Annotated in this window: 13 protein-coding genes; all 13 read left to right on the top strand. The window is 61.5% G+C overall.

Translation table 11 applies throughout. The features are described from left to right. On the top strand, positions 1-659 hold a 659-nt coding region (locus CSE6_RS16335; RefSeq protein ID WP_152668593.1), incomplete at its 5' end, for a phage portal protein. Further along, the gene (locus CSE6_RS16330) at positions 631-1,329 is read left to right on the top strand and encodes an HK97 family phage prohead protease (RefSeq protein WP_059441001.1); all 699 of its coding nucleotides are present in this window, start codon (positions 631-633) and stop codon (positions 1,327-1,329) included. The genes CSE6_RS16335 and CSE6_RS16330, both read left to right, overlap by 29 nt. Positions 1,330-1,341: 12 nt before the next feature. Next, positions 1,342-2,736, top strand: coding sequence for a phage major capsid protein (locus CSE6_RS16325; RefSeq protein WP_059441000.1), 1,395 nt, complete (start codon positions 1,342-1,344; stop codon positions 2,734-2,736). Positions 2,737-2,788: 52 nt separating this feature from the next. Next, positions 2,789-3,082: a HeH/LEM domain-containing protein gene (locus CSE6_RS16320; RefSeq protein WP_059440999.1), complete on the top strand. Its 294-nt coding sequence runs from the start codon at positions 2,789-2,791 to the stop codon at positions 3,080-3,082. Further along, positions 3,079-3,531: a head-tail connector protein gene (locus CSE6_RS16315; RefSeq protein ID WP_059440998.1), complete on the top strand. Its 453-nt coding sequence runs from the start codon at positions 3,079-3,081 to the stop codon at positions 3,529-3,531. Before CSE6_RS16320 ends, CSE6_RS16315 begins: the two co-directional genes overlap by 4 nt. Continuing rightward, a complete protein-coding gene (locus CSE6_RS16310) occupies positions 3,528-3,851 on the top strand; it encodes a phage head closure protein (RefSeq protein ID WP_193751132.1) in 324 nt (107 codons plus the stop codon). The genes CSE6_RS16315 and CSE6_RS16310 overlap by 4 nt, the downstream gene beginning before the upstream one ends. Beyond that, positions 3,844-4,392: an HK97 gp10 family phage protein gene (locus CSE6_RS16305; RefSeq protein WP_059440996.1), complete on the top strand. Its 549-nt coding sequence runs from the start codon at positions 3,844-3,846 to the stop codon at positions 4,390-4,392. The genes CSE6_RS16310 and CSE6_RS16305 overlap by 8 nt, the downstream gene beginning before the upstream one ends. Continuing rightward, positions 4,392-4,733, top strand: coding sequence for a DUF3168 domain-containing protein (locus CSE6_RS16300; RefSeq protein WP_059440995.1), 342 nt, complete (start codon positions 4,392-4,394; stop codon positions 4,731-4,733). The genes CSE6_RS16305 and CSE6_RS16300 overlap by 1 nt, the downstream gene beginning before the upstream one ends. Positions 4,734-4,775: 42 nt before the next feature. After that, positions 4,776-5,129: a hypothetical protein gene (locus CSE6_RS16295; RefSeq protein ID WP_152668592.1), complete on the top strand. Its 354-nt coding sequence runs from the start codon at positions 4,776-4,778 to the stop codon at positions 5,127-5,129. Between the two features lie 99 nt (positions 5,130-5,228). Next, positions 5,229-5,882, top strand: a complete 654-nt coding sequence (locus CSE6_RS16290; RefSeq protein ID WP_059440994.1) for a phage tail tube protein — start codon at positions 5,229-5,231, stop codon at positions 5,880-5,882. Between the two features lie 2 nt (positions 5,883-5,884). Then, positions 5,885-6,280: a phage tail assembly chaperone gene (locus tag CSE6_RS16285; RefSeq protein WP_059440993.1), complete on the top strand. Its 396-nt coding sequence runs from the start codon at positions 5,885-5,887 to the stop codon at positions 6,278-6,280. Between the two features lie 8 nt (positions 6,281-6,288). Continuing rightward, positions 6,289-6,597: a DUF1799 domain-containing protein gene (locus tag CSE6_RS16280; RefSeq protein WP_059440992.1), complete on the top strand. Its 309-nt coding sequence runs from the start codon at positions 6,289-6,291 to the stop codon at positions 6,595-6,597. Beyond that, positions 6,597-9,548: a phage tail tape measure protein gene (locus tag CSE6_RS16275; RefSeq protein WP_083994749.1), complete on the top strand. Its 2,952-nt coding sequence runs from the start codon at positions 6,597-6,599 to the stop codon at positions 9,546-9,548. The genes CSE6_RS16280 and CSE6_RS16275 overlap by 1 nt, the downstream gene beginning before the upstream one ends. Positions 9,549-9,562: the final 14 nt, after the last annotated feature.

Below are 9,562 nucleotides of genomic sequence, written 5' to 3'. Positions count from 1 at the left end.
CAGCCATCGGCCTGGCCATCGCCACCGAGCGCAGTCAATCTTCCATGCATGCCAACGGCTTGCGTCCAAGCGGCACCTACACCGTGACGGGCAGCCTGACCGAAGAGCAGCACACGCGGCTCAGCAAGTGGGTGAAGGACCAGGGCGGCCCCGAGAACGCTGGCACCCCCCTGGTGCTGGACCGGGATGCCAAATGGTTGAGCACCTCGGTGAGCGGCGTTGACGCTCAGCACGTCGAAACACGGCGCCTACAGGTTGAGGAGATCTGCCGTGGCTACGGGGTGTTCCCCATCATGGTGGGGCACTCCGACAAGACCAGCACGTTCGCCAGCTCCGAGGCCTTTTTTGCTGCCCACCGGATCCACACGCTGGCGCCCTGGCACAAGGCCTGGCGCGACCGACTGGACGAAACGCTGCTCGATGGCTCCGGATCGCTGTTTGTCGACTTCGACACCCGTTACATGGTGGCCGGCTCCTTGAAGGACCGCGCAATGTGGGCTCGGACCATGGCAGAGACCGGCATCTGGACCCGCAACGAAATCCGCGACGAGGACGGCAAGGATCCCCTGCCGGGCCTCGATGAACCGCTGACGCCACTCAACATGAGCACCGGCAAGCAAGGGAGCGACGATGAAGATCAAGACAATGCAGCGCCTTGAGCGCAAAGACGGGCCCGGCGGCCGCGAGGTTCGCTCCTATGCGCTGCAGATCAAGGCTACGGGTGACGATGGCTCTATTGAGGGATATGGATCCGTCTTCGGGGAGCGAGACTCTTACGACGATGTGATCGCGGTGGGTGCCTTTGTGGATAGCCTGAAGGCGCACAAGGCGGCGGGCACCATGCCGGCCATGCTCTGGCAGCACGACGGCGCCAAGCCAATCGGCATCTGGACGGAGATGGTTGAAGACAGCAAGGGTCTGCGCATCAAGGGCCAGCTGGCGCTGGAAACCAGCCTGGGCAAGGAGGCCCATGCACTGCTCAAGATGGGCGCGCTCAATGGCCTGTCCATCGGGTTCATATCCAAGCAGTGGGCCTATGACCGAGATACCGACGTTCGCACCTTGACCGAGGTGGACCTGTGGGAGGTGTCACTGGTGACGTTCCCTGCTAACGGCAAGGCCCGAGTGACGAACGTGAAGGCGGCCGACGATCTGGCCGCCCCGAAAGATGCTGAGCGGCTCCTGCGTGATGCAGGTTTCAGCAAATCTGATGCGACGGCCTTTGTGTCGCGCGTCATGCGGATGGGAGAAGCGCGGAGAGAGTCCGCAGATTCGACCGCTGCGGCAATGCGTTCGGCCGACCGGCTGCTCGCTTCCCTCCAATCCTGAAGAAAGCACATCATGAAGAAAACTGTTCTGGCCCTGATGGCCATCCACATGGCCGCCTTCCAGACCAAGGCCGACGCCCTGGGCGTGTACGAGCGCCGCGACGATCCCACCATCAAGACCGTCTCCGACGCTCTGGACAAGATCGCCACGGCCTTCGAGGAATACAAGAAGACCAACGATGCGCGCATCGAGGCCATCAAGACCGGCAAAGGCACGGCCGAACTCGATGCGAAGCTCTCGCAGATCGATGGCCACATCGAGGCCCTGGGCGAGGTCAAGTCCAAGCTGGAGAAGATGGAGACCAAGCTCTCCCGCCCCGGCGCGATGGACCCAGCCCGCCAGGAAGGCGAGAGCAAGGAGGCGGCTGAATACCGCAACGCCTTCATGGGCTGGATGCGCAACCCCGGCGACCCGGAGCGTCGCACCGCCCTGCAACAGCGCGCCCGCGAGCTGAAGAAGTCGCTGCGCGTCGAGGGCAATGATGACGACGGCTGGGAAACCCGTGCCACGCAAACGACCACAACCACCGGCTCGGCTGGTGGCTTCGCGGTGCCCGAGATCATCGAGCGCCAGATCGCGCGCCTGGGCCTGGAAATCAGCCCCATCCGACAACTCGCCACGGTGCGCACTGTGGGCAGCACCGACTACAAGGAGCTGTTCGACGTGGGTGGCGCCGGCTTCGAGTGGGTGGGTGAGACCGATACCCGCAACCAGACCGACACCCCCAACCTGGCCGAGGTGACTCCCACCTTCGGCATGGCCTCTGCCAAGCCCCAGGCATCGGAGGAGTCGCTGGACGATATGTTCTTCAACGTCGAGGACTGGCTGATCTCCAGTGCCTCCGAAGCCATTGCCCAGGGCGAGGGTGCAGCCTTCGTGCTTGGCAACGGCACCAAGAAGCCCACAGGCTTTCTGGCGGGTCCTGCCCCGGTGGCTACGGATGACAAAACCCGCGCCTTCGGTGCGCTGCAGTTCATTGCCTCTGGCGAAGCCGGTGCGATGCCCACGAACCCGGATGTGTTCCTGGATCTGGTCTATGCGCTGCGCGCCCGCTACCGCACGAATGCCAAGTGGGTGACAAACCGCCTGGTGCAGGCCGTGCTGCGCAAGTACAAGGACGCCCAGGGGCAATACCTCTGGCAGCCTTCCCTGCAGGCGGGCCAGCCCGCAACGTTTCTGGGCTACGGCATCACTGAAGCAGAGGACATGCCGGGCGTCGCCGCCAACGCCTTCCCCTTGGCCTTCGGCGACTTCAAGGAGGGCTATCTGATCGCCGACCGAGTGGGTATGCGCATCACCCGCGACGAGATCACTACGCCTGGCTTCGTCAAGTTCTACGTTCGCAAGCGCGTGGGCGGCAAGCTGCGCAACACCCAGGCGATCAAGCTGCTGAAGATCTCGGCCTGATCCTGCGAACGGCAACAAGGGCCCCGGCGGGGCCCTTTCATTGGAGAGCACCATGCAACTGAAAGTGATCAAGGCGTTCGACTGGGCGCATCGCGGCGTTCAGGTCGAGCATTTCGAGGCCGGCAGCATCATCGATACCGAAGACGAGGATCTGATCCGTGTGGCCACAGGCGAGGGATGGGCGGCTGAAGACGATGGAAGCGCGCCGCAGGCCAAGCCTTCTGCAGGTCTGAAAGTCGATGAGCTCAAAGCGGCTTTGGCGGCCAAGGGCATTGAAATCCCTGAAGGCGCCAAAAAGGACGAGCTCGCCGCACTGCTGGACGCTCAAGGTAGCGAGCAGCAATGAGCCTGATTGCCATCGAGCGTGCCAAGCAGCACCTGCGCGTGGATGGGCTTGATGAGGATGCCCTGATCACAGGGCAGCTCATGGCGGCTGAGCGCCTGGCCATGGCCTGGATCCGTCGCAACGTGTATGCCGATGCTCAGGCGTTGGCGGCTGCGGTGGCGGCGGTGCCGGCAGTGCTCTCGGAGGCGACAAGCGCCTACGAGGGTGCGCTGGAGCAGGCCATGGCGCTGCCGAATGCACTCGAGCGGCACGCGGCCATTGCTGCCGCTCAGGAAAACTACGACGACGCCCAGGGCGAGGCCAAGCGCACGCGCCGCGGGCGGGTTCTGGATGACCTGTTTACCTCGGGGGTGCTGCTCACGCTGGGGGCGCTCTACGAAAACCGCGAGATGCTGGAGCCGCCGCCCGTGGCCCAGTTGCTTCTCGATCCACTGAGGGCATATGGATGAAAGCCGGCACTCTTCGAGACCGCATCCGCATCCAGCGCCGTTTGCCCGGCGGAAGCTATGGGCAGCCGTCCAACACCTGGGAGGATGCGCTGCCAGGGCCCATCTGGGCCAACATCCGCTTTGCTTCCGGAAGTGAGACTATCCGGGCCGGGCAGATTGCCAGCAAGGCCCAGGCCAGTATCCGTATCCGCAAGCGCGCGGGCATCACGGCCGAGATGCGTGCGGTGTGCGATGGGGTGGAATACGCAATCAAGGCAGTGCTCCCTGATCACCAGCACCGCGAATATGTGGATCTGGTCTGTGAGGTAACCAATGGCTAGGGGAGCCAACTCCCTGATTGCTGCGGTCGATCTTTCGGGCCTTGAGTCGCTGTTCGATGATCTGGGAGACGCTGCCGAGGAGGCTGCCCGGCCGGCTGCCCAGGCTGCGGCCCAGGTGTTCTATGACACCGCGAAGGCCAACGTCGGCAGGATAAAGAAGCTCTCTGGCAACCTGGACAAGGCCATCTATCAGGCGTTCTCGCCCGAGAACAGTGGGCAGGGCGTTGCCGAATATCACATCAGCTGGAACGCCAAGACCGCGCCGCACGGCCATTTGCTGGAGGTCGGATTCTGGCAGCGCTACCAGGTGGTGCTGACCCGAAAGGGCTGGGTGACGCTGGCGCGGCCGCAGAGCGCCGGCAAGAAAAAGCCGCGCCGCCGGGCCAGCCAGGCGGAGAAAGATGCCTACTACCTGCCACGCCCAGGCGGGCCGGTCTACGTCCCTGGCAAGGCCTTCATGCGCGGCGCGCTGCGTGCGGAGCCGGCGGCTGTACTGGCCTCTGCTGATGTGCTTTGGCAGGCATTGGAAAGGGTGAAGTGATGGATGAAGCTCTGCATGAAGCCATTGCGGCCGTGATACCGAGCTGCTACAGAACCGTAGCCCCAGCCAATGCGCCTACGCCTTACGTGATCTGGCAGCGAATCGGCGGCGACACCAGCGAATACCTGGACAACGAGGATTCTCAGGTGGATACCGCCGATGTGCAGATTCGGATCTTCAGCCCAGACATTCGAGACCCAGAGCGGCTGATGCAGCAACTGGTGAGCGCGCTGCGGCGGCACCCCGACCTGACCATTCGCCCGGTCGGCAACTTCCGCGATGACTTCGACCACGACATGGAGCTGTTTTCTGCAGATCAGGATCTGTTAATTTTTTACTGAAGCACCTTTGATAGCATTCCTTCCTTCTATTAGGAGGTGGGAATGCGTTCTTCTGCGCTGTTTGTTTCTTTGGCACTGTCTTCAGCGGCCTCATTTGCGCAGTCCGTGCATTTGAAGTGTGATGTAGACAGTGTGAATGGCGGCCCTCGCAACGAGCGCTGGGTTGAAATTGATCAGACACATAACTTGCTACGTGATGGTGGAGTTTCAATGCCGCTTGTTTCGACCGTCGATGTGTATGGAGGCATTACCAGCCCGGTAGCCGGATTCCGAACCAAATATGAAATCAATCGGAGTACGGGTGAGATCTTAATAACTGAATATAAGAATCGCACTGTTGCATGGGAGCTCAAGGGCACATGTGACAAAGCAGAGCCTCCAAAGAGAAAATTTTAAGTACCAGTCCGCCTTTCAGGCGGCATTTTTGCCCGAAAGGGCCATTAACCCGCCACGGGAAGCCTGGCGGGTTTTTCTTTGCCTGAAAGGGGCACAACCATGCGCAAAGTTCCTCTGCCCGACGGGGCAAAACTCTATCTGTACACCGCCGCTCTGACGGCCTTGGCTGCCGGTGAAATGTCCAATGCAGCGCACGCGGTGGTGGAGGTGGCCAACACCTTGATGGTCAACGCTGTCGTGGTCATTACCAGCGAAGACTATCCCGAGTTGGAAGGGCGTGTAGCCAGGGCCAAAGCTGTGACCGCTGATAGTGTGACTCTGGACGGCGTCGATACCCTCGACCTCTCCAAATTCCCGCCCGGCGGCACTGTAGCCCTGATTCCGCTGGTGGCTGACGAATGGCAGCGCCTGCCTTATGTGCCTACTTTTGGGCTGACCGGCGGCGATATCAAGACCGGCACCAGCTCTTACCTGGACGTCCCTGATGACCAGGAGTTCGGCCTGGGCCGCAACGCGCGCCGCCTGGAATACACCATCAGCTGGAAGCAGGACGGCGAGGCCCGTGCGGCACTGCAGGCCTCCGATGGCATGGAGTCTGTGCACCGTTTGCAGTTCAAGGACGGCTCTGCTAGCTACTACGTGGGCGAGCTTGCCTACGACGATGTGCCCAGCACTGAAAAAGGCAGCGAGCAGACCACCAAGTCCACGGTGCTGCTGCGCGGTGCACCCACCAACCTGGCCAAGGCAGCTTGATCATGAGCGAGCAGATCGCACGCCAGATCGTGCTGGGCCAGCGGCCCAAGGGCATCGTCCATTCCCTCAAGATCACCATGCTGGATGGCACGGAGGGGCTGTTGCCCGTGACGTTCCGCTACCGCGACCGCGTGGAGTTTGGCGAGTTCCTGGACAGCCTTCACGGGGTCCAGGTCCCGAACTTCGATGGCACGGCTGCCAATGCCTCCAAGCAGTTACAGCGTGGGGCTGTGCAGATCAACGGCCAATACATCTTGAGCTGCCTGGAGGATTGGGGGCTTGACGTTCCCTTGACTCTCGACAACTGCATTCAACTGGCGCGTGAGATCCCTGCCGCCGTGCAAGCGGTGATGGAGACCTATCGTCAGATCTGCATCGAGGGCCGCCTGGGAAACTGATTGCGGCAGTGCGCGCCCGGTACACGCAGCTCCCGGATGCCCAGTACCTCAAGGACTGGGGGCTGCCTGTGAGCCAGTACGCCGACATGTTCAGCGTCGAGGTATGGCCTGAAAACTGGACCGCCTGGCGCCTGTTCGAGGCCCTGCAGACGCAGTGGCGCGTCGGCGCAGGCGGTGTTGTGGGCCTGGACTACGGCGTGCTGGCCGATGAACTGCGCGCGCGCGAAATCCCCCATGAAGACCACGACCGGCTGCGCGCCGAAGTGAGGGTCATGGAGGCTGCCGCACTTCAAGAAATCTATGCCGAGGCCGAATAATGAGCGATACCGACCGCCGTAAAGTCCAGATTGAGGCCTCGATGGACGCCACAGGCGTGCGCGAGGGCGGCGCCGATGCAGTGGCCGCCGCCAAGGAAATGGCTGCAGGCGTGGAGGCTGCAGGCAAAAAAGCGGCACAGGGTCTCAAGCCACTGGAGACCCAGCCGCAGCAGGCTGCTGCAGCCATGTCTCGGGCTGAAAAAAATATGGTCGGCAGCATCCAGCGCGCGACCGCGGCTCTGCAGTCCGGCGGCAAAGCCGGATCTGACTACTACGACATGCTGGCCAAGCAGCGCGGCATCTCGGGTGACGTACTTAAGCCCTATATCGACCAACTGCGCCAGGCTGAGGCCGCGCAGAAGGCCCTCAAGCAGTCCGGCGGCATCAGCGAGGGGCAGCGCAATGCGGCATTGCGCGGCGTTCCCGCCCAGCTTCAGGACGTGGTTGTTTCGCTGGCCGGCGGTCAAAACGCCATGACAGTGTTCTTGCAGCAGGGGTCGCAGCTGCTCACCACGTTCGGCACTGCTGCTGAAATGATCAAAGGCCTGGGTGGGTACATCCTTGGCCTGGTCAACCCTCTGACGGTCCTTGGAACTGCTGCGGGCCTGCTTGCTGTTGCGTTCTACCAAGGAAGCCAGGAGGCCCGTGAATATTCCAAAGCGCTGATTCTGTCGGGCAACGCTGCCGGCACGACGGCAGGGCAGCTCGCCCTCATGGCCGAAAGTCTCGGCTCCAAGAAGGGCCTCACCCAGTCCGGCGCGGCGGAAGCGCTGACGCAGATTGCTGCAACCGGCAATGTGGCGACCGAGACCATTTCCAAGGCCGCTGAGGCGGCTTTGCGCTTTGACCAAGTGGGCGTGCCTATCAAAAACACGGTCAAGGACTTTGAGGAGTTGGGCAAGTCTCCCGTCGAGGCTTCTTTGAAGCTGACTGAGCAGCACCGCTATCTCACTGCCGAGATCTTCAGCCAGATCAAGGCCCTTCAAGACCAGGGGCGTGAGGCAGAGGCGGCCAAGCTCGCCCAGGAGGCCTATGCGGACTCCATCATCGGCCGCACGACCCAGCTGCAGGAGCATGTGGGTTTGCTGGAGCAGGCCTGGAAAGGTTTGGCCAAGGGCGCAAAAGCTGCCTGGGATGCCATGGCTGGCATCGGTCGTGGAACGACGGTCGAAGAGCAATTGCAGCGGCAAATGCAAGTCGTGGCGACTTTGCAGGAAAAGCATGATGACTATGTCGCGCGCTACGGCAGTGGCCGAAACAACAGCGAGGCTCTACTCAATGCAGCCCAGGCTCGCATGCTCGAGCTGCAGGGGGAGGTCAATGAGGCTACGACGAAAGCCATGGCTGAAGGTCATGCGCAGCAGGTTCAGAAGGCCGGAATCAAAGCCATTGAGGCCGTGAGCAAAGCCAATGAGCGCGCACTCACCAAGCAGGAGCAGAAGGTAAAGGCGCTTGAGGACTATGAAAACAACATCGCCAAGATCAGAGCAGCCAACCCCAATGACGCGCTACTAGATCCCAAGCTCATTGCCAAAACCAAGGCCAGCATTGAAGAGCAGTTCAAGGAGAAGGGCGGCGGCAGGGGTGGCAGCACGGCTCCTGCCTCGCGCCGGCTTGACCTCTCCGAGATCCAGAATGCTGCCCGCGAGGAAGTGCGCATCATCGACGGCAAGCAAAAGGACCTTGACCGCCTGCGTCAGTCCGGTCTGATTGATGACCAAGGCTACTACAGCCAAAAGCGTTCCCTGATCGAGGAGTCCAGCAAGGTGGAAGAAACCGCCCTGCAGGAGCAGATAGCCCGTCTTCAGCAAGAGAAGGTCAAGGGCAGCGATGCGCTGGCCGTCAAAAAGCAGATTTCGGATACCGAGTCCAAGCTGGCCGCCAAGCGGCTGGAGACTGGCGAGAAGCTCAAGGCTCTGTCCTTTGAGGAGACTCTTGCTTTGGACCGTCAGCGGTTAGCCATGGAGTCTTTGGCCGAGTCTCATGCTCGATCACTGGAGCTAATTGAGCGCTGGCAGCAGCGCGAGGTGAGCACCGCATGGATGGGGAGCAAAGATCGGCGCAGAGCTGAAGAATTGTGGGGTATTCAAGATCGTTATCTGTCGGAGGAGCGGCGACTTAAGGATCAGAGGATGTACACCGTTGGTCTATCAGAGGGCCAGCGGGTACAGATTGATCAGCGGTTGGCTGATTTGAAAAAGGAAAAAGAGCGCGAGCTTGGTATTCATAGAGATACATACGCTCAGCTGGATTTGCTGCAAAGCAAGTGGGAGCTGGGCGCGGGTTTTGCCATGCAGAACTATGTGGACCAGGCGGCCAATGTGGCACAGCAAACGGCAGATGCGTTCTCCAATGCCTTCAGGGGTATGGAGGATGCACTGGTCAAGTTCGTGACCACGGGAAAGCTGTCGTTCACGGATCTGGCCAACAACATCGTGGCCGACATCACCCGCATCATCATCAAGCAGCAGCTCAGCAATGCGCTGGGCGTGGCTGGTACTGGTGGGAGTGGTGGCAGCGGCCTCATGGGGCTGTTGGGCCAGGGTCTGGGTCTGCTGACGGGGGCGCCTTCTATCGGCAATGCTGGCTGGGGCGATTACAGCGCAGAGGGCTTGGCAGCAGCGTTTGGCGCGGTCCCCAATGCGCTGGGCGGTGTCTACGACAGTCACAGTCTGAGCGCTTACCGCAACCAGATCCACGACACGCCTCAGTTCTTTGCATTTGCCAAGGGGGCGGGGGTGTTTGGAGAGGCCGGGCCAGAGGCAATCATGCCGCTGACCAGGGCTCCTGACGGCAATCTGGGTGTCAGAGCACTGTCTACTGCTGTGGGTGGCGCGACAAATTTCAACATCACTGTGCAAATGCCGCAAGGCGCAAGCCGGGAGACCGCGCTGCAGTTCGGCCGGACGGTGGGCCGGCAGATCGCTGTCGCGCAGTCCAGAAACGGCTAGAGAAACGGAAACGC

This window comes from Comamonas sp. E6, from assembly GCF_001010305.1.
In the GTDB taxonomy this organism is placed as follows: Bacteria; Pseudomonadota; Gammaproteobacteria; order Burkholderiales; family Burkholderiaceae_C; genus Comamonas; species Comamonas thiooxydans.
Note: the sequence above shows the minus strand (reverse complement) of the source record. Positions and strands in the feature narration are given on the sequence as shown.

What these genes read in the sequence shown, in the direction of transcription:
- CSE6_RS16330 (WP_059441001.1), top strand. Translation starts at nt 631, where the DNA reads ATGAAGATCAAGACAATGCAGCGCCTTGAGCGCAAAGACGGGCCCGGC.
- CSE6_RS16325 (WP_059441000.1), top strand. Translation starts at nt 1,342, where the DNA reads ATGAAGAAAACTGTTCTGGCCCTGATGGCCATCCACATGGCCGCCTTC.
- CSE6_RS16320 (WP_059440999.1), top strand. Translation starts at nt 2,789, where the DNA reads ATGCAACTGAAAGTGATCAAGGCGTTCGACTGGGCGCATCGCGGCGTT.
- CSE6_RS16315 (WP_059440998.1), top strand. Translation starts at nt 3,079, where the DNA reads ATGAGCCTGATTGCCATCGAGCGTGCCAAGCAGCACCTGCGCGTGGAT.
- CSE6_RS16310 (WP_193751132.1), top strand. Translation starts at nt 3,528, where the DNA reads ATGAAAGCCGGCACTCTTCGAGACCGCATCCGCATCCAGCGCCGTTTG.
- CSE6_RS16305 (WP_059440996.1), top strand. Translation starts at nt 3,844, where the DNA reads ATGGCTAGGGGAGCCAACTCCCTGATTGCTGCGGTCGATCTTTCGGGC.
- CSE6_RS16300 (WP_059440995.1), top strand. Translation starts at nt 4,392, where the DNA reads ATGGATGAAGCTCTGCATGAAGCCATTGCGGCCGTGATACCGAGCTGC.
- CSE6_RS16295 (WP_152668592.1), top strand. Translation starts at nt 4,776, where the DNA reads ATGCGTTCTTCTGCGCTGTTTGTTTCTTTGGCACTGTCTTCAGCGGCC.
- CSE6_RS16290 (WP_059440994.1), top strand. Translation starts at nt 5,229, where the DNA reads ATGCGCAAAGTTCCTCTGCCCGACGGGGCAAAACTCTATCTGTACACC.
- CSE6_RS16285 (WP_059440993.1), top strand. Translation starts at nt 5,885, where the DNA reads ATGAGCGAGCAGATCGCACGCCAGATCGTGCTGGGCCAGCGGCCCAAG.
- CSE6_RS16275 (WP_083994749.1), top strand. Translation starts at nt 6,597, where the DNA reads ATGAGCGATACCGACCGCCGTAAAGTCCAGATTGAGGCCTCGATGGAC.